The organism is Deinococcus puniceus, assembly GCF_001644565.1.
GTDB lineage: Bacteria > Deinococcota > Deinococci > Deinococcales > Deinococcaceae > Deinococcus > Deinococcus puniceus.
This window is the reverse complement of the sequence record NZ_CP011387.1, coordinates 43250-67500: the sequence shown is the minus strand read 5'-3', so window position 1 is coordinate 67500 and position 24251 is coordinate 43250. Positions and strand designations below refer to the sequence as shown.

The following is a 24251-nucleotide window of genomic DNA, read 5'->3' as shown; positions in this document are numbered from 1 at the left end:
TCAGCATCGGCACGCGGCCCACCAACACGGTGCCCAGCAGCGCGCCCATCACACTTCCTAAGCTGAAGTAGGCGTGAAAGCGGCTCATGACCGGGCGAGCCAAAGCCCGTTCTACGGTTACGCCCTGCGCGTTCATGGCCACGTCCATTGCGCCGTTGGCCGCTCCCATCACGGCGAGAGCGAGAGCCAACACCAGCAGATTAGGAGCCAGAAAAGGCAAAGCCAGCGCAAAGATGAATGCGAACATGGCGATCAGCGTGACCCGGTGGCTGCCGTAACGCGAAGTCCAGCTGCCCGTGACCGGCATGGTCAGCAGACTGCCCAATCCGATGGCCAGCAGCGCCAGTCCCACCTGTGTTTCGCTGAGACTCAGTGCGTCGCGGACGCTGGGAATGTTCACTGCCCAAGTCCCGAACACCGCGCCGTTGGTCAGAAAGACCAGCCCCAGCGCCTGCCGAGCCATCTCAGAGTGTCGGGGTGTATAAGGCGTCATCTGGGCGGCGTCAGTCATAGCAAAACCTCTACGGAACAGCGGCAATGGGGGAGGCGATGGGGGAGAAGGGGGTATCCAAGTCTGAATCGTTTCAGATCACTCCGGTATACGGTAGCATTCCTTATGCCGTCCGCCAAGACCCCAGTGCCCGCCGCGCCTTCTTCCGAGTCAGGGGCGCAGCAGCCGACTGGAGGCCCGGAGGGAACAAGACCGCCCTCACCCCGCCGAACGACCCTGCGTGATGTGGCTCAGGCTCTCGGTGTGTCGGTGGCGACGGTCAGCAATGCTTACAACCGTCCCGACCAGCTGTCCCCCGATCTGCGGGAGCGGGTCTTCGAACAGGCGGCGGCGTTGGGGTACACCGGGCCTGACCCGTTGGCCCGCAGTCTGCGGCGCGGGCGCACCCAGGTCATCGGCGTGCTGTACGACGCGCCGCTGTCTTACGCCTTCGCCGATCCTGCCGCCAGTTTGTTTCTGGGCGGTGTGGCCCATGCCCTTCAGGATGCGGGCCTGAGTTTGCTGCTGCTGTCGGGCCGCAGTGAAGCCGCGCCTGCTGGAGACGCCGCCCGCAGTGCCAGCGTGGACGGGTTTATCAGCTATGCCACGGCGCACGGCAGCCCGCTGCTCGATGCCGCCCTGACCCGCAATCTGCCGACGGTGTTGGTCGATCATGCGGTGCGCCCGGACGCTGCCTCCGGTGTTCCCCGCGTTGCCCACCCGGTCATCGGCATTGACGATGCGGACGGTGCCACACAGGCTGCCGAGCATCTGTTGGCGCTGGAACACGAAGCCATCGGGGTGCTGGCGTTGCCGCTGCGGGCCGATGGTGTGGCTGGAATCCTGTCGTTGGAGCGGGAACGCCGGGCCACCAATACCCATATTCTGGCCCGCTTGCAGGGCTACCGCGCCGCCCTGCACGGCACAGTTGCGGCAGACCTGCCCGTGTACGAGGTGGCCGACAACACGCCCGAAGGTGGACAGATCGCCGCCCACGCCTTGCTCACGGCTCGTCCAGACACCACCGCGCTGCTGTGCATGAGCGACGTGTTGGCACAGGGAGCATTGGCAGCGGCGACAGCCCTCGGCCTGCGCGTGCCCGAAGACCTGAGCCTGACCGGATTCGACGACATTCCCAGCAGTGCCGCGCTGAATCTGACCACCGTGAGCCAGCCCACGACCCAAAAAGGCGAACAGGCCGGACGTGCGCTTCTGGCGTTATTGGCCGGAGAAACACCGCCGAACGTGTTGTTGCCGACGACGTTGGTGGTGCGGGGAAGCACAGGGCGGCGAGTGACGCGGGTCTAAGGATGGCTCGTGAAGCTTTGTTTTTGTTCCATCACCCCCTTGAGGGGGACTCGCAGAGCTGTGCAGCAGTGGGGTGAGTGAGCGCAGCCATTGCCCTTCTTAGACCTTCCTACCCTAAACCCTTAGACACCGTACCCTTAGACCCCACCCCCAGAAACCCCGCCCCAGCCCCGCTCCTGAGTTGGCTTTGAGAGCAACCTCAAGGCTGAATCAGCGCGTGTTGGTAGGCTCGCGCCCGGTATTTGCCCCGCCGTGCCGTTAGGGTGCAGGCATGACGTTCAAGCGGTGCGGGTTCGGCGTGGCGATTACGGCCCTCTTAATTTCTTTTCCGGCACAGGCGCAGTCGGCGGCAGCCCTTGCCAAGCTGGACGCTGCCCAGATGAGTATCCCGGCGGCGCGGGCCAAGACCTTCGTGGGCAGCCCCCTGACGGTGCAGCAAAACTTGCGTGCGGGGGCCAACTACTCGCGGCAGGTCGTCAGTTATCAGTCCGACGGACTCCGGATCAATGCCCTCCTGACCGTTCCCAACGGCACGCCGCCCAAGGGGGGCTGGCCCACTATCGTATTTAATCATGGGTACATTCCGCCCAACGTGTACCGCACCACCGAGCGCTATGTGGCTTACCAAGACGCTTTTGCGCGGGCCGGATTCATCACCCTGAAAAGCGACTACCGGGGGCACGGCAGCAGTGAGGGCGAGGCGCTGGGCGGTTATTTCGCGCCTGATTACACCACCGACGTGATGAACGCGCTGGCCAGTCTGAAGGCCGACAAGCGCGTGAATCCGGCCCGAATTGGGATGTGGGGCCACTCTATGGGGGGGTTCCTGACCCTGCGGGCGATGGTGATAGACCGCCAAGTGAAGGCAGGCGTGATTTGGGCGGGCGTGGTGGGCGACTACAACCAGATCATCAACGAGTGGCGTAGCCCGGTTCCGGCGTCTATTCCCAAGTCGGTGCTGGCGCTCAGGCAAAAAGCAGTCGCCAAATACGGCACGCCGCAGGCCAACCCCAAGTTCTGGAATACGCTGGCCGCCAATTCTTACCTCGCTGACATCAGCGGCCCGGTGCAGCTGCACATCGGCACCGCCGACAACGACGTGCCAGTCGCCTTCCATACCCGCCTGACCGAGCAACTGAAGGCCATCGGCAAGCCCGTGCAAAGCTACGTGTATCCCGGCGACAACCACGACCTGAGCCGAAATCTGACCACCGCCCTGAACAGAAGCGTGGCTTTCTTCAAGGCGAATCTGTAACCACGATGCGGCGTCTGGTGCAACTGGGATTGCTGCTGTTGGTGGCGGGTGCGGGCTGGGTAGCGGTGACTCAGCCGGAGAATCTGCCGTTTGCGCTGCCAGAAAATTCAACGAGTCAGCCCACGACTTCCGCTCCCTCTGACCCCACGGCCCCCGCCCCAAACGGCACCCTGACCGACGCAGCCCTGACTGCACTCGTGACGCGGCAGCCCATCAGCGTACAGGCGCTCCGGGCGCGGGAGTACCCCGGCAGCGCCCTCACGGTACGTGAAACTCTGCGGGCCGGGGCAAACTATTCGCGGCAAGTCGTCAGCTACCAGTCCGATGGACTCCGGATCAATGCCCTGCTGACCGTGCCCAACGGTGCGCCGCCGCCGGGTGGGTGGCCTGCCATCGTGTTCAATCACGGGTACATTCCGCCCGACGAGTACCGCACCACCGAGCGCTATGTGGCCTACCAAGACGCCTTTGCCCGAGCCGGATTCGTGACCCTAAAGAGCGATTACCGGGGGCACGGCAGCAGTGAGGGCGAGGCGCTCGGCGGCTACAACGACCCCGGCTACACGGTAGATGTGCTGAACGCCGCCGCCAGCCTCAAGGCCGACAGGCGCGTGAATCCGGCGCGGCTGGGGCTGTGGGGCCACTCTATGGGCGGCCAACTGAGTCTGCGGGCCATGCTGGTTGATAAAAGCCTGAAAGCCGCGTCTCTGTGGGCAGGCGTAGTCGCGGGCTATGACGTATTGGCGACAGACTGGAACCCGCCCGCCACTGGCCCAAAACCCACCCTAGACCGCCTGAACCGCCGCTACCTGCGGGCACTCAGTCCCAATGCCCTGCTGCGCGACCTGAACGGCAGGCCCATTCAGCTGCATCACGGTACCAACGACGCCGATGTGCCCTACTCGTTTCAGAAAGCCTTGGCCGACGACTTGCGGGCTGCTGGGCAGGGCGTGGAAGCCTACCGCTACGAGGGCGATAACCACAACCTGAGCCAGAATTTGCAAGTGGCCCTCCGGCGCAGCGTGGCGTTTTTTAAGGCGAATCTGTGAACTTTCATGCGTGGGGGAGTAGTCTCAGCCTATGACAGCAACCACTTCGGCAGGCAAAGTTCTTCTGATTACGGGCGCGAGTACGGGCATCGGCGCGGCCACAGCGCGGCAGGCGGTGCAGGCAGGCTGGCGCGTGGCGCTCTTGGCCCGCAGCGAGGACAAATTGCAGGCGTTGGCCGCAGAATTGGGCGAAGGACAGGCCATCGCCCTCCGCGCCGACGTGACCCAGTGGCCCGACCTAGAGCGGGCAGTGGCGGCCACGTTGGAACGTTTTGGACGGCTGGACGCAGCCCTCGCCAACGCAGGATTCACGGCAGGCGCACCCCGTTACGCCACTGGCGACCCCACGCCCGACGAATGGCGCGACATGATCCTGACCAATGTGCTGGGGGCTGCCCTCACCGCCCGCGCCACGTTGCCGCACCTGATCGGCAGCCGGGGCCACCTGTTGTTGGTGGGGTCTGTGGCCGGAAGAGTCGCTACTCCCGGCCCCTACAGCGCCACCAAATGGGCGATTTCGGGCATGGGCGAAAGCATCCGCCGCGAAGTGAGTGCCGAGGGCGTGCGCGTGACCACCATCGAACCGGGCCGGGTCGAAACGCCGTTCTGGGCAGAAGGCCGCAAGCCACAAAACGCTGAATTCCTGCAAGACGACGATGTGGCCCGCGCCATCCTGTACGCGCTCCAGCAGCCCGCGCACGTGGCGATCAATGAACTGCTGATCCGCCCGACGACGCAGGACCTGTAGGCGCGATTACACCTGCCCGACGGCCAGCAGATGGGCGCTGACACCCCACAGATGCGGGTCTGTTTCCGTGCGCCGCACCAAGTCTAAGAGGCGCTCCCGCCGTTCTGGGTCGGCCCACAACACATCAAACTCCGGCACGATGTTGCCCAGTCCTTCCACCGCGTATAGGGCCACATTCGTCAATCCAGCGTCCTGAAATTCGGCGACCAACTCTGCCGGGCTATGAAAATACGTCTCTGTGAACCAGCCTAGCGCCGGGTCAGGTGGCAAATGCAGGCCCGTAGTGAGGGTGTGGTTCCGCATGGCGGCAAAGCGTGGATCGGCGTCCATGCCCGCCAGCAGGCCGTCTAGGGCACTGGCCGTCCGGGTAATCGCGGCGGCCAACACGACTCCGCCCGCTCTAACACAGCGCCGCGCTTCCCTGAGGGCCGCCACTCGGTCTGCCCGCCCGGTGAGGTGATACACCGGCCCGAACAACAGCGCCGCGTCTGCCGAAGCCGCCGCGTAGGGCAAGGCGCGGGCGTCGCCCACCACCGCCGATTCCAAACCCGCCAGTGCGGGGTCTTGTTGCGCCCGTTCTATATGGTTGGGCATGGCGTCCAGCAACTGCACCGAATAACCTCGCTTCAGCAGCCAGCGCGAATACGGCCCGGTGCCGCCGCCAATGTCCAGAATCCGGGCGGGGGCAGGCGGCAAAAACCGCACCATCAGTTCGAGGGTGCGGGTAAATTCCAATTGATTGCTGCCGCGTAACAGCCGCTCATGCTCCCGATCCTGTTCGTAGTAGAAGTGCAACGGGTCTGAAGCCATGCCGGGAGTTTAACCCACCACCCTCAGCGGCTCAGATCGTACCCGGTGACTTTTTGGCCGGAGCGCGGGTTGCTGGTGCTGATCGCTACGCGCTGGTCGTACAGGTTCCAGCCCTGCGAGACATTCATTTCGGGTGTGAAGCGGGTGGCCGGAACGTTGCCCCCGACTTGACTGTAGATGAGCCACTGCTGATTGCGGGCCACGCGGTCTGCTTCGTTGGCATCAAGGCTGGCATTGTTGTTGGCATCGTTGTACACGACCACCTGATACACGCCCGCCACACCGGGAACGTCGGGCAAATCCACGCCAAAATTCCAAGTATTGATGCCGGTGCTGACCACGTTTTGGGCCAGATTGCTGTTGTTGGTCACGACTTCGGGAAAGCCCGCGCCGACCAAAGCGAGGCGCAAGCGGGGATCGGTGCCCCAACTGCCACCCAAGCTGCCGCTGACATCGTAGGCGTCAGGTGCTTGAATGCCGCGAGGCCCGCAGGCGGCCAGAGCCAAAGGAACGCACAAGAGCAGGAGGGCAGATTTTCTCATGCCTTCAGCTTAAAGCGTGAAACTGATGGGAGCGTGAAGCGGCACTCATGCCCAATGACTGGCTCAGGCCCTATGCGCCACTTTGCCGATGTGCCGGGGCAAGCGAACACGGCAGACTAGGGCCGAAGACAGAGCCACACAGAGGGAGGGCGCAGAATGCAAGATAAAACAGATTCGGACGATTGGCGAAGGACACCAACGGGCGACAGCGTAAATACACGCCGCGCCCCCACCCCCTAACACGCGGGCAAGTGAGCAGCACAGTGGCTTCCCGCACAAGGACTGACGATGAACGGGAAGCAAATTACCAAACTTGGATTTGAACGCAAAGCGATTGGCTTGGCACTGGCCGCCGCGAGCTTACGCGAAGGCGCGGGCCTCAGCCGCGAAGAGATTTTAGGCGAGTTGCGCGGCGTGCAGGCCAACCCCGATGCCTTCTTGGGCGGCGTGTACGACGCGTTGGCCGCCGAACTGATCGCGGTGCGCGGCGTGCAGGAAGCGCGGGCGTCCAGCGACCTGCGGCCCGCACCCTTGCCCTACCCGGTGTGGGGCGCAGACCTGATCGACCCCGGCGCACACACCCAGATGGACGTGGCGATGCGCCTCCCCATTTCGCGGGCCGGGGCGCTGATGCCCGACGCACACGTGGGCTACGGCCTGCCCATCGGCGGCGTACTGGCAACTGAAAATGCTGTGATTCCGTATGGCGTGGGCGTGGATATCGGCTGCTCCATGATGCTGAGCGTGCTGCCCTTGCCCAGTGGCGCACTGAAAACCGAAGAAGCCAAAGCCCTGCTGATGCGCCATACCCGCTTCGGCGCGGGCGTGGGTTTCGAGAAGCGTGACCGTGAAGACCACGCCGTGCTGCACGAAGACACGTGGGACGCCCTCCCCCTCTTGGGCCACCTGCACGAGAAGGCCATCAACCAGATCGGCACGAGCGGCAGCGGGAACCACTTCGCAGAGTTCGGGACATTCACGCTCGCGGCGGCTGACCCGGAGCTGGGCTTAGAGGCGGGCGACTATCTGGCCCTGCTGTCTCACAGCGGCTCGCGGGGCTTCGGGGCGCAGGTGGCCAACCACTTTACGCGGCTGGCACAGGACTTGCACCCTACACTGGACAAGAGTGCCCAGAAACTGGCCTGGCTCCGGCTGGACACCGAGGAAGGTCAGGCCTACTGGCTCGCCATGAATCTGGCTGGCCGCTACGCCCTCGCCAACCACGACCTGATTCATACCCGGCTGGCCCGCGCACTGGGCGAAACCCCGCTGCTGCGCGTCAGCAACAGCCACAACTTGGCTTGGAAACAGCAGGTAGACGGCAAGGAACTGATCGTGCACCGCAAGGGCGCGACCCCCGCCGCCGCCGGACAACTGGGCCTGATTCCCGGCAGCATGGCCGACCCCGGTTTCTTGGTGCGTGGGCGCGGCAATCCGGCAGCGTTGGCGAGTGCCAGCCACGGCGCAGGCCGTCAGCTAGGGCGCAAAGCCGCCATCAACGCCCTTGCCAAAAAAGACGTGCAGGCCTACTTGGAGCGTCACGGCATCACCCTGATCGGCGGCGGCATAGACGAAGCGCCGCAAGCCTACAAGCGAATTGAAGACGTGATTGCCCGCCAAACCGATTTGGTGGATGTGCTGGGCCAGTTCATGCCCAAAGTGGTGCGGATGGACACAGGCAATGAGGACGTTTGAGGGTTGTAATTAGTAATCGGTGAAACCGGGGGGCTGCTGAGATTGGTGCAGCACCCCGGTTCTCTTTGGCCTACTCCATTTTCCAAGCTCCGGCAATGAGCGCGTGCAGCACAGCGGCGCGTTCTTCTTCGGGCAAAGGATCGTGAATTAGCCAGCGGGCCAGAAGTTCCTCAAAGGGCGCTTGTAGGCTGCTGTCTCCAACGGTCAACACTATGCCCACGAGGTCTACTGGGGGAATACCGCCGGGTGACACGCCGCCGTTGTTCAATGCGTCTTGCAGCGATTGTCTCCCCATCTCTTTCAACTCGGTTTCCCGCTGACCGGGCGGCGCTTGCTCCTGAGCAACAGGCACAGCCTCAGCCCGCGCCCGGATCAAGTTCAGATCAAGATGGATACGAGCGAGAATGGCCCGGAGTGACGGCGAATCCAGCGCCAGTAGTCCCAGCAAAATATGCGGGGTAGATGTGACGACAGACCCCAACCGCCGCGCTTCTTCCGTGGCCGTTTCCATCACCTGCCGCGCCGACGGGGTGATGCTGGGCGCGTCGTTGAGTGACTGGGGAGCGTTTGGATACGTGGCCTGCACCAGCACCCGCAGCGGCTCCAGCCCTGCGCCCAAGCCTTCCAACACCTCGCGTGCGCCGCCCCCGGTTCGCAACAGCCCCAACAGCAGATGCTCCGGCCCCACCTGATGGTGTCCCAAAGCGTGGCCTTCTTCCCGTGCATAGTGGAACACCAAGCGGGCCTGATCGTCGTAACGGTTCACGGGAAAGCCAGCCGAAAAAGAGTCGAACTCACGCGGTTTAGACGCATGGTCAACTCTAGCAAGCTGATTTTGTCGCCGGGTGAGCCCAGAGCTTAAGCACAAACCCTGCCCTTGTTTTTCCTATGCAGCAATCCCAAATGCCGCCGCCCAAGTGCGTGTGAGGCCGTCGTGCGTGCAACGCGCGGGCCAATTCCAGCGTCAAGACGACTGGCAATTCCGCTTCAAGAGAAGGATTCAGCCGAGTTGGGATGCGACAAGATCAATCCTCCCGAGCGGAGCGCTTCGCTTCCCCTACCCGGTGGGGTAGGGGGCTGGGGGGTGGGGGAATCCAACGTGGGACAAGTTCAACAACCCCCAATCCAACTTCCTAAAGCCCGCGCCCCAGCCGCTCTAACAGCGCCACCCCAAACGCCACGCCCTTTTCAAAATGCACCTTCAAAATGTTCTCGTTCGGCGCGTGAATCCGCCCGCCCAGATTGCCGATGCCCATTGCCACGCAAGGCACACCCAAAAACTCGTTGAAGGGCGACATGGGGCCGCTCGCCGCACTGCTAGGGTGAATGATCGGCTCCAGACCGTGTGCTTCCCGCGCCGCCTCTAAGCAGGCCACCACAAACGGATGCCCCGCGTCGGCACGGGCGGGCTTCTGGTGAGATTCCAGTTCCACGACTTCTACGTCACTCAGACCTTGGGTGTCCAAGTGGGCACGCAGCAGCGCCAAAATCTGCTCCGGGTTTTGGTCGGGCACCAGCCGGAAATCCAGCTTGACGCTGCCGTGCGCGGGCAATACGGTTTTGCTGCCTTCACCCTGATAGCCGCCGCTCCAACCGTTCACGTTGACGACGGGCAGCAAGTTGGTACGCCGGAAATAATCGGGGCCAGTGGCAAGCGGGCGCGTGACGCCGTAAGTATCGCGCACCGCCTGACCGTCGCCGGGAATGGTGGCGATGGCGGCTAGGTCGGCGGGGCTGGGGTCGCGCACGGCGTCATGAAAGCCGGGAATGGTCACGCGGCCCGTATCGTCGCGCAGGGTTGCCACGGCGCGGGCGAGGCGGTACAGCGGATTGTCGATCACTGCGCCCAAACTGCTGTGCAGGTCGGAGTCGGCTACGCGGCAGCGCAGTTCCACGCACATCACGCCCTTCAGACCCAATGAGGCCACCGGGCGGCCTTCGGGCGTAATGGAGCCGAATTCCCACCAGCAGCCGTCGGCCCGCAGTTCGTCGGCGTGGGCCTCCACAAAGGCGTCTAGGCTGGGGCTGCCCACCTCTTCCTCGCCCTCCAGCAGCCAGCGTATCCGCAGCGGCAACTGCCCGCCGTGCCGCTCGCGCACCGCCCGCACCGCCGCCAGCCGCGAAATAAACTCGCCCTTGTCGTCGCTGACGCCGCGTGCGTACAGCCGCCCCTCCCGCTCGGTCAGGGCAAACGGCGGGCTGTCCCAGAGTTCGGTGGGGTCTTCGGGCTGCACGTCGTAATGGTTGTAAATGAGTAGGGTGGTGGGGCCGCTGCCTGCCTCGGCCACCAGCACAGGGGCAACCGTGCCGGGATACTCGCGCACCGTAAAGCCTTCCGCTTCCAGCAGGCGGGTCACGTAGGCCGCCGCTTCGGGCAGCATCCGGCCCTGTGCGCTCACGCTTTCTATGGCGACAAATTCGGCCAAATCCGACAAGCCGCGTGCAATGTGGGCCGACAGGTCGCTGTGGTGGGGGGAAGTCATGGGCTTCAGGGTAAGGGATGGCGGGGCGCAGGGGCTGAAGTTGGGGATGTGTGGGGGCAGTCTAAGGGTCTGGGATCAAAGGGACTAAGGAAGGGCGAGCGGTTCGGACAGCTCGCTTAGAGCGTGGTTGAGTTGACGCCTTATTGATAACGAGATATTGTTATCAAACTTATGCCTGACTCCCGCATTCCTGTTACCGTGATCGGCGGCTTCTTGGGGGCAGGCAAGACCACCCTCGTCAATCACCTGATCCGGCAAGCAGGCCCCGCCTTGTTGCCCCGGCGCATCGGCGTCATCGTGAACGAGTTCGGTAAGGTGGGCATAGACGGTGGCCTGATCGAGGCCCTGACCGATCAGCCTGACGATATTCAGGAGTTGACGCAGGGCTGCCTGTGCTGCACAGGGCGCGACGACCTGATCTCCGCTCTGATCCGGCTGGCGCAGCGCGGCCAAGACGAAGGCGGCGCACCCGCCCACGTGCTGATCGAACTGAGCGGCGTGGCCGATCCTACGCCCGTGCTGCACACCCTGCTTGACCCCGATGTGCGGGCCGTCTTCCGGCTGGACAGCTTAATCACTGTGGTGGACACCCGCAATCTGGCCCAGACGCTGATCGAAAACCCGGAAGCCGCCCTGCAACTGGCCTACGCCACCACCGTGATTCTGAACAAAAGCGATGTGGTCACCCTCGCCCAGCGGCACACCGCCGAACAGATCGTGCTGGGGCTGCACCCCTTGGCCCGCGTGCTGCACGCCAAAAATTCGGAAGTAGACGCAGAAACGGTGCTGAACGCTCACGGCTTCAGCGCCGACTGGACACCCGAACCGTCCCGCACCCAGCACACCCCCGGCCTCAAGAGTTTCACGCTGGAGGCGCACACGCCGCTGGGCTTGGAGGGCTGGCACGGCCTGATTCACCGCATCGTGTCGCGGCCCGGTCAGGTGTTGCGGGTCAAGGGCTACGTGAGCCTAGAGGCCCATCCCAAAAAGCTGCTGATGCAGGCGGTGCGTGACCTGATCGCCCTTGACCCGCTGCCCGAAGACCGCGACGGCTACACCCGGTTGGTGGCTATTGGCCGCGATCTGGACGCCGACGAGGAACGCGCCGCCTTTGCCGTGCTGAGCGGCCAGACCGAGCGGCAAGTGCTGCACCGCGCTCCAGTGGCACGTAACGCCACTGCCGCACTCTCCAAATAGTCCTGCCGCTTCCGAGGTTCGTATGTCCAGAGTCTTCTTCTTTTTCCCCCATTGGTCACGCACTGCCGCCCTCGGCACCCTGCTGCTCCTTCCTGCCGCTCAGGCCAAGCCCAACGTCATCGTCTCTTTTCAACCCCTCTTTGATGTGGTAACGCGGGTGGCCGAACCGCACGCCGCCGTGGAGCGTGCCGCGCCGCTGGGGGCCAGTCCGCACGACTTCGATCCCACCGTGCGCGACATTGCCCGCATCCGCTCGGCTGATCTGGCGATCATGGCCGGATTGGGGGCCGACGACTGGCTGGAACGTTACGTGAAGGCCAGCGGCAGCCCGGCCAAAGTGCTGAAACTGGGCAACGTGATGACCTTTACCCGGATTCGGGAAGGCTCGGCCACCGATCCGCACTGGTGGCTGGATGCCCGCCTGATGGCGCAGGCCGCCCGCACGGTGGGCACGCACTTGGCCGCCCTCGATCCGCAGCACGCCGCCGCCTACCGCGCCAATGCCGAGCGCGAGGCCGTGCGCCTCACCGCACTGGACGCGGAACTCCGCCGCACCCTCGTCCCGGTGCGCGGCGGCAAACTGGTCACCTTTCATAACGCGTTCGGCTACTTTGCCCGCGCCTACGGTCTGACGGTGAGCGCCACCATTACGCCGCTGGCAGGTATAGAACCCAGCGCCCAGCGGATGGCCCAGACCGTGCAGACCATCCGGACAGCGGGCGTGAGGGCCGTGTTTGCCGAACCGCAACTGCCCCAAGGCCCGGCCCGCGCCGTGGCTGCCGAAGCAGGCGTGCCGCTGTTTGTGCTTGACCCCGAAGGCAGCGTGCAGACCCCCAACTACGCCGACATGATGCGCCGCAACCGCGACACCCTGTTGCAAGCGCTGAAGTAGAGGCGACCCCCACGCTCTTCGCGGGTGCAGAAGTTGTGTCCGATCTCTGCGCCGTAAGCCGGAAGAACCCGTCCTTCACGCCCCTTTTCTTTTGCCGGAGTACCCACCATGACCCATCTGAAACTGACCCTGACCGCCGCCCTGAGCCTGATCACTGCCGCCCACGCCGAGACCGTGTCCCGCCTCGTGGTGGCCGACGCCACAACCAACGTATTGAACGTCTTGAACCTGACGGACGGCAAAACAGTAGGCACCTTCAGCACGCCCGGAAAACTCAGTGGCCTGTACGCTGGCCCCGGTGGGCAGTACGCCTACGCCATCCACCGCAACGATGACCGCGTCACGGTGCTGCACTCTGGCCTGAGCAGCATTCCGCACGGCGACCACGACGACCTTGTTCAGAAGGCCCCGCATGTGCTGGCGACCCTGAACGTGGGCCAGCAACCCACCCACTTCTTTGCCCACGATGACCGCATCGTTATTTTTAACGACAAGGGCGGCACGGTGGCTATTTTTGGAGAAACCCTGCTGGGCAAGACCAACGACATGCAAATCGTTAAAGTGGCCCAGCCCGACCACGGCGCACCCACCGTCATGGGCAACGTGCTGCTCAGCGGCTCTCTGCGCCTGAACCGGGTGGACGCCTACGACCTCAAGTCGGGCCAATTGCTGAACACTATAGACGGCTGCCCGGCCCTGCACGGTGAGGCCATTCTGGGCGACACCAGCTACTTCGGCTGCACCGATGGGGTATTGGCGGTCACGGTCAAGGGCAATGAGATCACCTCCAGCAAACTGACCAACCCCGCAGGCACGCCCGAAGGCAAGCGGGTGGGGACAGTGGCGGCCCACGCCAAAAGCAGCACACTGTACGGCAACTTCGGCACCGGGTTGGCCCGCTGGACGGCTCAGGACTCGGCCCTGACGCCCATCACCCTGCCCGCCGTGCCCCTGAAATTCATCTTTGCCGCAGATGGTCAGCGCCTGTTGGTACTGACCGCCGACGGTGCCCTGCACGCCCTTGATGCCCGCACAGGCCGGGTACTGCAAAGCGCGGCAGGCTTGGTCAAACCCGCCGATGCCGCCGACAAAGCGGCCATCCGGCCCACCATGACCCTCGGCCAGAATGCGGCCTACCTGACCAGTCCCACCACAGGAGAAGTACTGGAAGTCGCGCTGAATACCCTGACGGTCACGCGCCGCCTCGTGGTAGGCGGCACCCCGGCGATGCTGGCTCTCACCTCGGCGTCGGGCGAGCAACACTGATACGGCTCACACCCTGACCCCACCCACCGCGCTCTGGCCGCTACCGTGAGGCGATGAACTTTTGGAAACGCCTTCCGTCTGGACTGACCGCACTCTTGGGGGCGGTCTTGGCCGCAGGGGTGCTGTGGGTCTTCCGGGTCGAGCCGCCCCCTCCGCCGCTCAGCCTCAGCCAGTATGTCAGCGGCGTTTACCAGCGCCAGACCCAGCCCGGTGAAGCCCAGATTCGGCTGAATACGGGGCAGACCGTGACCGCCGTGACTTATGCGGAGGCCCAACCGACCCCCGGACAAGCCGTCGTGCTGAACCAGATCGACGGCCAGTACATCCTAGAAGGGCCGCGCCGCTTTCCGCTGCTGGGCGCACTCTTGGGCCTGACGTTGTTGGTGGCCCTCGCGGTGACGGGCGTGCAGGGCCTGCGGGCTGTGCTGGGCAGCGCCCTCACGTTGGCCGCCCTCTGGCTGATCTTGCTACCCCTGCTGCTGGGCGGCGCACCTGTGCTGGGGCTGCTGCCCGCTTTGGGCGGGGTGTTGGCCCTCAGCGTGTACTTCGTGCATGGTTGGAACCGCAAGAGTCATGCGGCCCTGCTGGCGCTCCTGCTGTGCGTCACCCTCGGCGCGGGGCTGCTGAACTTGTTGGTGGGAGCGGCCTCCCTGACGGGCCTGAGCGATGCAGGGGCCACCGTCGCTCAGGCGTCTTACGGCGTGAGTGCCACCGGGCTGTACGTGGTGGGCGTCCTGCTGACCAGCTTGGGGGCCATGAACGATGTGGCGATCACTCAAACGTCCGCCGTCGAAACGTTGGCCCAGACGAGGGCGGCACAGGCGGGGCCGCCTCTGAGCCGCCGCGCCCTGTTCCGGCAGGCCATGCGGGTCGGACGCGACCACGCGGCAGGCATGGTGAACGTTCTGATGCTGCTGTATGCGGGCGGCTCGTTGCCCCTGCTGCTGCTGATGCGGGCCAGTTCGGGCACGCCGCTGTGGGTACAGGTCAACAGCGAGGGCCTGTTTACCGAATTGGCGGCGCTGCTGCTGGCTTTGGTCAGCATGTTGCTGGTGGTGCCGGTCAGTACCGCTTTGGCCGCCATACAGCACTTCCCTAGCACGCCCCGTTCTCCAGACTCTACCTGACGCTCCGCCGTCAGAGCGTGCAGCCCGCCTCCTTCTTACCGCCGGATTAAAAGCCAGAACAGAGGGCTTTCAACCGAAGTCCGTACGACTGCATTACTTCTCGAAGCCGTGCGGATGCGTGCGGTGCCACTCCCAAGCGCTTGCCACGATGTCTTTCAGGTCAGTGAATTTGGGGCTGAAGCCCAGTTCCTTGACGATCAGCGTGGCGTCGGCCACCAAGCGTGGGGGGTCTCCGGCGCGGCGGGGGGCCAGTTCGCGGGTCAGGGGCGTACCCACCACCGCGTCTACGGCGTCCAGCACTTCGCGCACGCTGAAGCCGTGACCAAGGCCCACGTTGTAGGTGGTCGCTACTTGCCCGCCGCCGTGCAGGGCTTCCACCGCCAGCACATGCGCGTCGGCCAGATCCTGCACATGCACGTAATCGCGGATACAGGTGCCGTCGGGCGTGGGGTAATCGTCGCCAAAAATCATCATTTTCTCGCGCTGGCCCAGAGCGGTGAGGCAGGCCAATTCGATCAGGTGGGTCTTGTTGGCGTGCGCCTCGCCAATCGCGCCGCCCGGAGCCGCGCCACACACGTTGAAGTAGCGCAAGATGGTATACGGCAAGCCGTGTGCCGTGCCGAAGGCATGAATCATCTGCTCGGTCATCCACTTGGTTTCGCCGTACACGCTTTCGGGCTGCTTGGTGGCCGTTTCAGGAATCGGCACGGCGTCGGTGGTGCCGTACACGGCGGCAGTCGAGGAAAACACCAGCGGAATCTTGCGCGTTTCTACGATGGCTTGCAGCAGGTTCAGGCTGCCCAGCACGTTGTTGCGGTAGTAGCGGCCCGGTGCCCGCATGCTCTCGCCCACCTCGATCAGCGCGGCAAAGTGAATCACAGCGTCGGGTTGGTGCGCGTTCAGGGCTGCTTTCACGGCCTCGGCGTCCAGCAGATCGGCCTTCACCAGCGTCACTTCGGGCGGCAAGGCTTCCGGGTGTCCGCTGGAAAGGTTGTCCAGCACGACCACGTCATGCCCCGCCGCCCGCAGTTGCCGCACCGTATGCGACCCGATGTAGCCTGCCCCGCCCACCACCAGAAGTTTCATGCGGGTAGGTTAGCAAAGGATTTCGGGGTGGCGAGTTGGAAATCTAAGCTACGGGAAGGTTCACAGCATTTGTCATAAGAATGACCGAGCGAAGCGAGTGAATTTTACCGAGCAGGACGGAGAATGGAGTCACCGAAAGTCGCTTTTCTCGGTGACTCCATTCTCCGTCCTGCTCTAACGGTCTAAAGGTCTAGGGTGCTGGGGCAGTGAGGTTTTGGGGAGGCAGAGCAGTCAACAGAGGCGTCTAGCACTGGCTTTTCCTCTCACCGACACCCCATCAGTGCGCCGCCGAGATGGCCTGCACCATCCGGTCTTGCACGCTGCGCAGAGTCAGGATCGGGGTGGTTTCGGGGCCGTTCATCAGGATAGAAAAGGCCAGTATCTTGCCGCTTTTGGCGGTGACGTAGCCCGCCAGCGCACTGACTCCCGGCAGCGTTCCGGTTTTGGCCCGAACATCCAGCCCCGAATTTTGCAATCTCAGGGCCATCGTGCCGCCGCGTCCGGTGTGGGCGGGGCCAGTTTCGCCTGTTCCTGCTTGGGGCAAGGCCTCGGCAAAAGCGTTGCGGCGGGCGCGGTACACGGCGGCGGGCAGAGTGGCAGACGCTTTGGCTGTGGCGTAGGGCAAGTCGTGCAGCACGCTCAGCAGGTGTACGAGTGTGCGGGCGGTCAGGCGGTTGTTGCGGCTGAGGCCACTGCCATCGGCCAGAGCCACGCCGGTCAGGTCTATGCCCATGCGGCGCAGGGCGGCCCGTTCGCGCAGGAGTGCGCCCGCCAGCGTGCCTCGCCCCAACGGTGTGGCGGCCAGACTGCCCAAGAGTTCCTCGGCTTTCAGGTTGTCGCTGGGACGCAGCACTGCGGCCACCACCAGCGCAGGCGAGGCACTGCGGACGCTGGCAAGACCGTGTTCTGGGCGGCGGTTTACAGGAACTAGCGGGTCAGGCGGCAGGGCTTTTCCGTCCTCATCCACGCGGGCAGGGGCCAGATACGGCGTGAACTTGGGGGCTACACCCACCGCGTCCGAACCCACCACAATTCCTGCCCGCCGCAGTTCGGATACCAGCGCCGCACCCGCTCTGGCCCGCGCTTCCTGCGCCGAAATCGGGGGATTGGTTTCCCACTCGCTCAGGCGCACGGTGGTCATGGGCACGCCCACGATCAGTTCCGTCCAGCCGCCCGCCTGCATCGGGGATTCATCGAGCCGCACGGCATTCACACGGCGCAGGCCACGCGCAAAGGCTTGTTTTGCCAGTGCCCGCAGGCTGTTGGAGCCGCCCGCCACGCTCAGAGTCGGGTCAGCACTGCCGCGCAGGGTCAACGCCGACACGTTTTTTTGGCCCACTTCTGCGGCTGGCACGGTCAGTTCGGTACTCCACCACCCGCCCGCGCCGCCCCGGTCTACCAGCACCGAAGCCGCCGTCACCAGTTTTTGGGTGCTGGCCGGGATCATGGACTCGTCGGGTCTGAGGGCTTCCAGCACCGGGCCGCCGCCCACCTCCCGTACCAGCACCGACACCTGTACGCCGTCTGGCACATCCCGCAACGCTTCCCGCACGCCTGCGCTGAGGCCGGGATCGCGCACCAACTGCACGGCAATGGGCGTGGTGGGAGACAGGGCCGCCAAATCGCCGGAGAGCAGAATAAGCGTACAAATGGTCAGCAGGCGGCGCACCCGCAGAGAATAGCGTGTGAAGCTGAAGCGTGGCTGTCGGCTTAAGGGTCTAAGGGTGGCTCGTGAAAGTTGGCGTTTGCAGAGGCGATGTAGCTTCTGCTCTGGCTTTTGCCCTTCTTAGTCCCTTAGATCCTAGACCCTTAGACCGCCTTTACTGCGTCATCTGCAAAAACATCTGATATTGCGGCGCACCGCCCAGCATGTTCTGGCCGCCGTCTACGGGCAAAATCACGCCGGTCACATAGCTGGCCGCGTCCGACACCAGAAACAGCGCGGCGTTGGCGATGTCTTGGGGCAGGCCGAAGCGTCCCAGCGGTACGGTGCGCGTGAATTGGCTGCGGGTTTTTTCGTCCGGGGCGAGGCGGGCCATACCCTCGGTGCCGTCGATTGGGCCGGGAATGATGGCGTTCACGCGGATGCCGCGCAGGCCCCATTCCACGGCCAGCGTGCGGGTGAGGGCGTCCACGCCAGCTTTGGCGGCCACCACATGCGCCTGCATGGGCACGGGCACGCCGTAAGCGCTGATGCTCAGCACGTTGCCGCCCGGAGCCTTGATGTGCGGCGCGGCAGCCTTGATGGTGTTGTAAGTGCCGAGCAGATCGATGTCCACCACCGTCTTAAATCCGTTGGGGCTGATGCCGTCCACGGGGGCGGGAAAGTTGCCAGCGGCTCCGGCCAATACGATATCGAAGTCGCCGTGCGCTTCTACCGCGAGGGCCACCGCCGCTTGCAGGGCCGCAAAATCGCGCACGTCGGCACTGACGCCAAGGGCTTGCCCGCCCGCTTCCACGATGCCCGCCGCTGCCTTCTGCGCCTTCTCCAGATTGCGGCCCAAAATGGTGACCGCGCAGCCGTGCGCCGCGAAACTTTGGGCGATGCCGAGGTTGATGCCGCTGCCGCCGCCCGTAATCAGGGCGTGTTTGCCGCGCAGCAGGTCAGGGCGGAAGGTGGTGGCGGGATCGGCGGTTTGAGTCATGTGGCGCTCCTTTTGGGTTGAACGTGGGTGAGATTCTGGGGGCTTGGTCTAAGGGTCTAGAGTCGAAGGGCTAGAGATGGATGGTGGGTGCGGTGGAGCGTTGGGGCTTTTAGCTCCTCACCCTTGAGGGGGGAGGTTGGGACTCGCAGAGCTGCGCTAGCAGAGGGGGTGAGTGAGCGTCAGCGATTGCCTTGCCTCAGACTTTCAGACTCCCCACCGCGCCAACGCCTCAATCCCTCACCGCACCGCCCCCGCCAACCCCTCCGCCGTCATATGTTCGGCGTTCCAGTCCACCGCCGCCGCCAAGCTTTGGGCATGGGGCAGGCCGTCATTCAACGTGCGTTTGCTGCCTTCCAGCGCTTTGGGAGGGAGCGCGGCAAGGTGCGCGGCCAACGCCTCGGCACGGGCATACAGCGCGTCGGCGTCGGCATGGAGTTCGGTGACGAGGCCCCAGCGTTCGGCGGTGGCGGCGTCTATGGGTTCGGCAGTCAGGGCCAGGTGGGCGGCGCGGCCCCGGCCAATGATTCCCGGCAGGCGTTGCAGGCCGCCCAAATCAGCCGCAATTCCAAGCCTCACTTCGGGCAGGCTGAAGCGGGCCGAGGTGCTGGCAATCCGAATATCGCAGGCGGCGGCCAGTTCCAGCCCCGCGCCGATGCACCAGCCGTCTATGGCCGCAATAACCGGAATGGGGAGCGCGGCGAGGCCTTCTATAGCGGCGTGCATTTCGTCCACCACCGCCTTAAACGCGGCGTGCTTGCCTTCAGTCTGGCTTAGGGCGGCGGCAATGCTGGGCGCGGTGGCTTTCACATCCAAGCCCACGCTGAAATGGCGTTCTCCACGCAAGATCAGCACGCGGGCCTCTGCCAACTGCCCCAACGCCTGCGCCGTTTCTAGCCAAGTGGCCGGGCCAAACGCGGCTTTGGGATGGGTAAACGTCAGCGTCGCCACGCCCGCCGATTGGGACAGCTTCACGGCCCCAGTGCCGCCCTGTTGCCCGGTGTCAGGCGCTGAATTGCTCATGCTCTGAAGTGTAACCCGAATGGGTGAACCGGGTTCAAAATTCCTGAGCAACTCATCCGGATTCCGGCCATTTCGTTATCTTTCGGAACAGCGCCGAAAGCTAACTCCATTCTGGAATCCGTACTTTTCCTACTCCTTCCAGTCGGATTTCGCAGTTATTTCATAACTGTTCAATCGGAATCCGTATCATCCGGGCCACTCACCCGCTTTGGCTCCCGATGCGGTTTGCTAGAGCTATGGCGGGAGTGGGTGTGGGCAATGGGGAAGGCTGGAACGTGGGCGGCGTGCCGGTGCGGGTGCAGCGCAGTGCGAGGCGGCGCACGCTGGGGCTGCAAGTACGCCCCGGAGAAGTGATCTTGCACGCGCCCACGCAGGTGCCCGACAAAACGCTGCTGGAATTTCTGAACGCCAAACGCGACTGGGCCGCCGGACACCTCGCCACCTATGCCGCCCGCGTGCCTGCCGTTTCTTCTCTGTCAGACAGCACAAGTCTAAGTTTTTTGGGGGAACCGCTGACACTGCGCCTGAACAGCCCCGGCACACAGGCCGAGCGCGTGGGGCGTGCGCTGTGGGTTCCCTCTGACAGACCAGAAGCGGCCCTGACCGACTGGTACAAAGCCGCCGCCCTGCCGCGTTACCGCGAACTGGTTGAAATTTACGCCGATGGGCTGAATGCCCGCTCACGCCTCAAGGCCGTACACGTCAGCGACACGCGCACCCGTTGGGGCAGTTGCACCGCCGACGGCCAGATTCGCCTGCACTGGGCCTTGGCCCGCGCTCCGCTGGACGTGGCCTGTTATGTGGCCCTGCACGAAGCCGCACACCTGCTGGAAATGAACCACTCGCCGCGCTACTGGGCGCACGTTTCCCGCCTGATGCCCCAACACAAACTGCACCGGGAGTGGCTCCGGGTGCAGGGGCATAGGCTGATGAAGTTTTGAATGAGGCTGTAGGAAGTGGGTTGTGGGCTGTAGGAAGGGCAAAACCATGAATATCTTTTGACCTTCCCACAACCTACAGCCCACTTCCCACACCCTTTACATCGCGGGCATCGGCATCGGGTTGGGCCACGCCGGAGTGTCCGGATTGTCTGTCGGCTGCGGCTCCGGAAAACCAGGGGTGTCGGGATTCACGGGCGGATCGGTCATCGGGCCGAGGTCATCGCCACCGGGCAGGCGCTCCGGGCGGGGCAGGGGCGTGTCGGTGGGTTCGGTGGCCGGGGCAGGCGGGCGGTCATAGGGGCCGGTCATGATAGTTGCCTCCTTGCTGAACTAGGGCTTGATGAGTGGCCCCAAGTGTGCGCCGCGCCCGTGCTGTTCTGGCAAGAGGGGCGTGAAGAGGCCTTGATTTGCCGTCAGATTGCTGAACGGTGGCCGCCCAAATGTGAGCCTTGCTGCTAGGCTGCGGGCACTGTCCATCAGAACAACCAAACTATTCACCATCTGCCGGAGGACTACGCTTATGTCTAAATTTATCTTGGCTCTGGATCAGGGCACCACCTCTAGCCGCGCCATCGTGTTTGACCGGGCGGGAGCCGTGGTGGCCGCCGCGCAAAAGGAATTCACGCAGTTTTTTCCTCAGCCGGGGTGGGTGGAACACGACGCGCAGGAAATCTGGGGGACGCAGGTGGGCGTGGCGCAGGAAGCCCTGACGCGGGCGGGCCTGCGGGCGGCAGACGTAGCGGCCATCGGCATTACCAACCAGCGCGAGACGGTGGTGATCTGGGAGCGGGCGTCGGGGCGGCCCATTCACCGGGCCATCGTGTGGCAAGACCGCCGCACCGCGCCCCTGTGCGATTCGCTGCGGGCGGCGGGCCATGAGGCCACGTTTCAGGCCAAAACTGGGCTGGTGCTGGACGCCTATTTTTCGGGCACCAAAGTCGCGTGGCTGCTAGACCATGTACCGGGCGCCCGCCAGCAGGCCGAACGCGGGGAATTGGCGTTTGGCACGATGGATTCCTGGCTGACCTATAACCTCACGGGCGGAGAACTCCACATCACCGACGCCAGCAATGCCAGTCGCACGCTGCTCTTCAATATTCATACCGGAGACTGGGACGATGAACTACTGGCCCTGCTGAACATTCCCCGCGCCGTGTTGCCGCAGGTGCGGGCCAGTTCCGAGGTGTACGGCGAAACGGCGGAAGGGTTGCTGGGGGCGCGGGTTCCCATTGCCGGAATCGCCGGAGATCAGCAGGCGGCCACCTTCGGGCAAGCCTGCCTAAAACGCGGCATGGCCAAAAATACCTATGGCACGGGCTGCTTCCTGCTGATGAACACCGCGCAGGAGGCCGTGACCAGCCAGCACCGCCTGCTGACCACTGTGGCTTGGCGCTTGGGTCAACAGCTCACCTACGCCCTCGAAGGCAGCGTCTTTACCGCCGGGGCCACCGTGCAGTGGCTGCGCGACGGCCTCGGCATCATCCGCGAAAGTGGCGACGTGGAGGCGTTGGCGGCCAGCGTAGAAAACAGCGGCGGGGTGACGTTGGTTCCGGCCTTCGCGGGTTTGGGTGCGCCCTACTGGGATCCGCACGCACGCGGCACGATGCTGGGGCTGACGCGGGGAACCACAGCGGCCCACATTGCCCGCGCTGCTTTGGAGGGCGTGACCATGCAGGTGGCGGAGGTATTGGCGGCTATGGAGCAGGATGTGAGCAGTCAGGGAAGTCCGGCTCTGACCGAGTTGCGCGTAGACGGGGGCGGCAGCCGAAACGACTTGATGATGCAACTTCAGGCCGACATCGTGGGCGTGCCTGTCGTTCGTCCCAAAATCACTGAAACGACGGCGCTGGGCGCGGCTTATCTGGCAGGGTTGGCGGTGGGCTACTGGCAAGACGCGGGCGAAATCGCGGCTCAGTGGCAAGAAGACCGCACCTTCGAGCCGCGCACCACTGCCGACGAACGCGGGCATCGTATGGAACGCTGGGGCCGGGCCGTGTTACGGGCCAAAGACTGGGCACAAGAGGACGTTTCTCTGACGGGGAAGGGCGCAGAATGAGCGACATGTCTTCTGTGCCTGCCGATCCCCGAATCGCCGTCCTGCAAGCCACCACCACCGCCTCCCAGTGGGACATTCTGGTCATCGGCGGGGGCGCGTCGGGTCTGGGAACCGCCGTGGAAGCGGCCACTCGCGGCCACAGCGTCTTGCTGCTGGAAGCCCACGATTACGCCAAAGGTACCAGCAGCCGCTCCACCAAACTCGTTCACGGCGGCGTGCGCTATCTGGCACAGGGCAACGTATCGCTGGTGCGCGAGGCGCTGCGGGAACGCGGCCTGCTGCGCCAAAACGCCCCCCATCTGGTGCGCGATCTGGGCTTCGTGGTTCCGGCCTACGACTGGTGGGCTGGCCCGTTCTACGGCATCGGCCTGAAGTTGTACGACGTGCTGGCGGGCAAACTGAACCTCGGCACCAGCAAAAACCTGACCCGTGAAGCGGCCCTGAAACGCACGCCCACCCTGCAACCCGAGGGCCTGATGGGCGGCATCCTGTACTTCGACGGCCAATTCGATGATGCGCGGCTGGCGATTACGCTGCTGCGAACCCTAGAAAATCACGGCGGCGTGGCGCTGAACCATGCCCCAGTCACAGGTCTGATCAAAGAAGATGGCAAAGTGGTCGGCGCACGCTTCCGCGACGCTGAAACGGGGCAGGAACACGAGGTGCGCGCCAAAGCTGTGGTGAACGCGACGGGTGTGTGGGTGGACGAAATCCGGCGCATGGACGCGCCCGACGCGCCCGATATGTTGTCTCCGAGTCAGGGCGTACATATCGTCGTAGACCGCAAATTCCTGCCCGGAGACAGCGCCGTCATGATTCCGCGCACCGATGACGGACGGGTACTGTTCGCGGTGCCGTGGCACGATCACGTGGTCATCGGCACCACCGATACCGCCGTGCCCAGCGCCAGTTTCGAGCCGAGGGCGTTGGCCGAAGAAGTGGAATTTATTCTGAATACGGCGGCCCGCTACCTTTCGCCCGCGCCCACCCGCGCCGATGTTCGCAGCGTGTACGCGGGCCTGCGCCCGTTGGTCAAGCCGGAAGGCGGGGCCGACACCAAGGCCATCAGCCGCGATCACATCATCCGGATTTCGGAAGGCGGCCTGATCACCCTGACGGGCGGCAAATGGACGACTTACCGCCGCATGGGAGAAGACACCGTGACCCGCGCCGAGGGATTGGCGGGCTTGCCCGAACGCCTGACGCTGACGCCCAAGCTGAAACTGCACGGCTGGAGCGACGAAGAAAGGCCAGACCATTGGAAGGTCTACGGCACCGACGCCGAACGCATTCAGGCCATGCCAGACGCCGGAATTCAGCTTCACCCCGACTTGCCCTACAGTGAGGCCGAACTGCGCTGGGGGATTCGCATGGAAGGGGCACGCACCGTAGAAGACCTGCTGTCTCGCCGCACCCGCGCCCTGCTGCTGAATGCCCGCGCCAGCATGGACGCCGCGCCCCGCACAGCAGCAATTCTGGCCGAAGAATTGGGCAAAGATGAGGCTTGGGCCGCTGCCGCCGTGCAGGAATACAGGGCTGTGGCCGCAGGCTACGTGCTGGAGTGAAGGGGCGTTTCCGGTGGTGTGGGAGGGTGTCTAAGGGTCTCGTAAGGGGCGAGGGCAAAACCTAGCATCTTGGTTT

General features: G+C 64.3%; 22 protein-coding genes (1 of these 22 cut by a window edge). 12 read left to right on the top strand and 10 right to left on the bottom strand.

Annotated features, from left to right (window positions below):
• Positions 1 to 511: the 5' end (the start) of an MFS transporter gene (locus SU48_RS00310; RefSeq protein ID WP_064013506.1), read on the bottom strand. 716 nt of this gene lie to the left of the window's left edge; 511 of the gene's 1227 nt are visible here — the first part of the coding sequence; the start codon lies at positions 509 to 511; its stop codon lies off the left edge, out of view.
• 105 nt (positions 512 to 616) lie between these two features.
• On the opposite strand from SU48_RS00310, the gene SU48_RS00300 reads away from it, so the two are divergent.
• From SU48_RS00300 to SU48_RS00285, 4 genes are all read left to right on the top strand, one after another.
• Positions 617 to 1798, top strand: coding sequence for a LacI family DNA-binding transcriptional regulator (locus SU48_RS00300; RefSeq protein WP_082869581.1), 1182 nt, complete (start codon positions 617 to 619; stop codon positions 1796 to 1798).
• Between the two features lie 271 nt (positions 1799 to 2069).
• Positions 2070 to 3053 (top strand): alpha/beta hydrolase family protein, encoded by a 984-nt coding sequence (locus SU48_RS00295; protein WP_082869580.1) that lies wholly within the window; start codon positions 2070 to 2072, stop codon positions 3051 to 3053.
• 5 nt (positions 3054 to 3058) lie between these two features.
• The gene (locus tag SU48_RS00290; protein ID WP_064013503.1) at positions 3059 to 4102 is read left to right on the top strand and encodes an alpha/beta hydrolase family protein; all 1044 of its coding nucleotides are present in this window, start codon (positions 3059 to 3061) and stop codon (positions 4100 to 4102) included.
• 31 nt (positions 4103 to 4133) lie between these two features.
• Positions 4134 to 4850, top strand: coding sequence for an SDR family oxidoreductase (locus SU48_RS00285; protein ID WP_064013502.1), 717 nt, complete (start codon positions 4134 to 4136; stop codon positions 4848 to 4850).
• A gap of 6 nt (positions 4851 to 4856) precedes the next feature.
• On the opposite strand, the gene SU48_RS00280 is transcribed toward SU48_RS00285, so the two are convergent.
• Together SU48_RS00280 and SU48_RS00275 are read right to left on the bottom strand one after the other, a co-directional pair.
• A complete protein-coding gene (locus SU48_RS00280) occupies positions 4857 to 5660 on the bottom strand; it encodes a class I SAM-dependent methyltransferase (RefSeq protein ID WP_064013501.1) in 804 nt (267 codons plus the stop codon).
• A 23-nt stretch (positions 5661 to 5683) separates the two neighbouring features.
• Positions 5684 to 6202 carry a hypothetical protein gene (locus tag SU48_RS00275; protein ID WP_064013500.1) on the bottom strand — a complete coding sequence of 173 codons (519 nt, stop codon included), beginning with the start codon at positions 6200 to 6202 and terminating at the stop codon, positions 5684 to 5686.
• A gap of 288 nt (positions 6203 to 6490) precedes the next feature.
• Here SU48_RS00275 and SU48_RS00270 point away from each other — a divergent pair, with 288 nt between their 5' ends.
• Entirely contained in the window at positions 6491 to 7897 is a 1407-nt protein-coding gene (locus SU48_RS00270; RefSeq protein ID WP_064013499.1) for an RtcB family protein, read from the top strand.
• Between the two features lie 70 nt (positions 7898 to 7967).
• On the opposite strand, the gene SU48_RS00265 is transcribed toward SU48_RS00270, so the two are convergent.
• The gene (locus SU48_RS00265; RefSeq protein WP_064013498.1) at positions 7968 to 8663 is read right to left on the bottom strand and encodes a Clp protease N-terminal domain-containing protein; all 696 of its coding nucleotides are present in this window, start codon (positions 8661 to 8663) and stop codon (positions 7968 to 7970) included.
• A 367-nt stretch (positions 8664 to 9030) separates the two neighbouring features.
• Positions 9031 to 10380, bottom strand: coding sequence for a M20/M25/M40 family metallo-hydrolase (locus SU48_RS00260; protein WP_064013497.1), 1350 nt, complete (start codon positions 10378 to 10380; stop codon positions 9031 to 9033).
• Between the two features lie 171 nt (positions 10381 to 10551).
• Here SU48_RS00260 and SU48_RS00255 point away from each other — a divergent pair, with 171 nt between their 5' ends.
• From SU48_RS00255 to SU48_RS00240, 4 genes are all read left to right on the top strand, one after another.
• Entirely contained in the window at positions 10552 to 11577 is a 1026-nt protein-coding gene (locus tag SU48_RS00255; RefSeq protein ID WP_064013496.1) for a CobW family GTP-binding protein, read from the top strand.
• 22 nt (positions 11578 to 11599) lie between these two features.
• Entirely contained in the window at positions 11600 to 12469 is an 870-nt protein-coding gene (locus tag SU48_RS00250) for a metal ABC transporter substrate-binding protein (protein ID WP_064013495.1), read from the top strand.
• Positions 12470 to 12577: 108 nt separating this feature from the next.
• On the top strand, positions 12578 to 13735 hold the full coding sequence (locus SU48_RS00245) for a PQQ-binding-like beta-propeller repeat protein (protein WP_064013494.1): 1158 nt from the start codon (positions 12578 to 12580) through the stop codon (positions 13733 to 13735).
• A 53-nt stretch (positions 13736 to 13788) separates the two neighbouring features.
• Entirely contained in the window at positions 13789 to 14862 is a 1074-nt protein-coding gene (locus SU48_RS00240; RefSeq protein ID WP_064013493.1) for a YibE/F family protein, read from the top strand.
• A 93-nt stretch (positions 14863 to 14955) separates the two neighbouring features.
• Here SU48_RS00240 and galE read toward each other — a convergent pair whose 3' ends face one another.
• The 4 genes from galE to SU48_RS00220 form a co-directional block, all read right to left on the bottom strand.
• Entirely contained in the window at positions 14956 to 15948 is a 993-nt protein-coding gene (gene galE, locus SU48_RS00235; RefSeq protein WP_064013492.1) for a UDP-glucose 4-epimerase GalE, read from the bottom strand.
• Between the two features lie 277 nt (positions 15949 to 16225).
• Positions 16226 to 17617 (bottom strand): D-alanyl-D-alanine carboxypeptidase, encoded by a 1392-nt coding sequence (locus tag SU48_RS00230; RefSeq protein ID WP_064013491.1) that lies wholly within the window; start codon positions 17615 to 17617, stop codon positions 16226 to 16228.
• 151 nt (positions 17618 to 17768) lie between these two features.
• Positions 17769 to 18593 (bottom strand): SDR family oxidoreductase, encoded by an 825-nt coding sequence (locus SU48_RS00225; protein WP_064013490.1) that lies wholly within the window; start codon positions 18591 to 18593, stop codon positions 17769 to 17771.
• Positions 18594 to 18830: 237 nt separating this feature from the next.
• Complete coding sequence (locus SU48_RS00220; protein WP_064013489.1) at positions 18831 to 19613, bottom strand: enoyl-CoA hydratase-related protein; 783 nt, start codon at positions 19611 to 19613, stop codon at positions 18831 to 18833.
• Between the two features lie 236 nt (positions 19614 to 19849).
• Here SU48_RS00220 and SU48_RS00215 point away from each other — a divergent pair, with 236 nt between their 5' ends.
• Positions 19850 to 20554 carry a M48 family metallopeptidase gene (locus SU48_RS00215; RefSeq protein ID WP_064013488.1) on the top strand — a complete coding sequence of 235 codons (705 nt, stop codon included), beginning with the start codon at positions 19850 to 19852 and terminating at the stop codon, positions 20552 to 20554.
• Positions 20555 to 20650: 96 nt separating this feature from the next.
• On the opposite strand, the gene SU48_RS00210 is transcribed toward SU48_RS00215, so the two are convergent.
• Positions 20651 to 20863, bottom strand: a complete 213-nt coding sequence (locus SU48_RS00210) for a hypothetical protein (RefSeq protein ID WP_064013487.1) — start codon at positions 20861 to 20863, stop codon at positions 20651 to 20653.
• Positions 20864 to 21074: 211 nt separating this feature from the next.
• Here SU48_RS00210 and glpK point away from each other — a divergent pair, with 211 nt between their 5' ends.
• Both glpK and SU48_RS00200 read left to right on the top strand, forming a co-directional pair.
• The gene (gene glpK / locus SU48_RS00205; RefSeq protein ID WP_064013486.1) at positions 21075 to 22610 is read left to right on the top strand and encodes a glycerol kinase GlpK; all 1536 of its coding nucleotides are present in this window, start codon (positions 21075 to 21077) and stop codon (positions 22608 to 22610) included.
• A 5-nt stretch (positions 22611 to 22615) separates the two neighbouring features.
• Positions 22616 to 24175 (top strand): glycerol-3-phosphate dehydrogenase/oxidase, encoded by a 1560-nt coding sequence (locus tag SU48_RS00200; RefSeq protein WP_407919263.1) that lies wholly within the window; start codon positions 22616 to 22618, stop codon positions 24173 to 24175.
• Positions 24176 to 24251 lie beyond the last annotated feature (76 nt).

Excerpts from the sequence above, each read along its gene's own strand:
- SU48_RS00300 (WP_082869581.1), top strand. The coding sequence starts at position 617 with ATGCCGTCCGCCAAGACCCCAGTGCCCGCCGCGCCTTCTTCCGAGTCA.
- SU48_RS00295 (WP_082869580.1), top strand. The coding sequence starts at position 2,070 with ATGACGTTCAAGCGGTGCGGGTTCGGCGTGGCGATTACGGCCCTCTTA.
- SU48_RS00290 (WP_064013503.1), top strand. The coding sequence starts at position 3,059 with ATGCGGCGTCTGGTGCAACTGGGATTGCTGCTGTTGGTGGCGGGTGCG.
- SU48_RS00285 (WP_064013502.1), top strand. The coding sequence starts at position 4,134 with ATGACAGCAACCACTTCGGCAGGCAAAGTTCTTCTGATTACGGGCGCG.
- SU48_RS00280 (WP_064013501.1), bottom strand. The coding sequence starts at position 5,660 with ATGGCTTCAGACCCGTTGCACTTCTACTACGAACAGGATCGGGAGCAT.
- SU48_RS00275 (WP_064013500.1), bottom strand. The coding sequence starts at position 6,202 with ATGAGAAAATCTGCCCTCCTGCTCTTGTGCGTTCCTTTGGCTCTGGCC.
- SU48_RS00270 (WP_064013499.1), top strand. The coding sequence starts at position 6,491 with ATGAACGGGAAGCAAATTACCAAACTTGGATTTGAACGCAAAGCGATT.
- SU48_RS00260 (WP_064013497.1), bottom strand. The coding sequence starts at position 10,380 with ATGACTTCCCCCCACCACAGCGACCTGTCGGCCCACATTGCACGCGGC.
- SU48_RS00255 (WP_064013496.1), top strand. The coding sequence starts at position 10,552 with ATGCCTGACTCCCGCATTCCTGTTACCGTGATCGGCGGCTTCTTGGGG.
- SU48_RS00250 (WP_064013495.1), top strand. The coding sequence starts at position 11,600 with ATGTCCAGAGTCTTCTTCTTTTTCCCCCATTGGTCACGCACTGCCGCC.
- SU48_RS00245 (WP_064013494.1), top strand. The coding sequence starts at position 12,578 with ATGACCCATCTGAAACTGACCCTGACCGCCGCCCTGAGCCTGATCACT.
- SU48_RS00240 (WP_064013493.1), top strand. The coding sequence starts at position 13,789 with ATGAACTTTTGGAAACGCCTTCCGTCTGGACTGACCGCACTCTTGGGG.
- galE (WP_064013492.1), bottom strand. The coding sequence starts at position 15,948 with ATGAAACTTCTGGTGGTGGGCGGGGCAGGCTACATCGGGTCGCATACG.
- SU48_RS00225 (WP_064013490.1), bottom strand. The coding sequence starts at position 18,593 with ATGACTCAAACCGCCGATCCCGCCACCACCTTCCGCCCTGACCTGCTG.
- SU48_RS00220 (WP_064013489.1), bottom strand. The coding sequence starts at position 19,613 with ATGAGCAATTCAGCGCCTGACACCGGGCAACAGGGCGGCACTGGGGCC.
- SU48_RS00215 (WP_064013488.1), top strand. The coding sequence starts at position 19,850 with ATGGCGGGAGTGGGTGTGGGCAATGGGGAAGGCTGGAACGTGGGCGGC.
- SU48_RS00210 (WP_064013487.1), bottom strand. The coding sequence starts at position 20,863 with ATGACCGGCCCCTATGACCGCCCGCCTGCCCCGGCCACCGAACCCACC.
- glpK (WP_064013486.1), top strand. The coding sequence starts at position 21,075 with ATGTCTAAATTTATCTTGGCTCTGGATCAGGGCACCACCTCTAGCCGC.
- SU48_RS00200 (WP_407919263.1), top strand. The coding sequence starts at position 22,616 with ATGTCTTCTGTGCCTGCCGATCCCCGAATCGCCGTCCTGCAAGCCACC.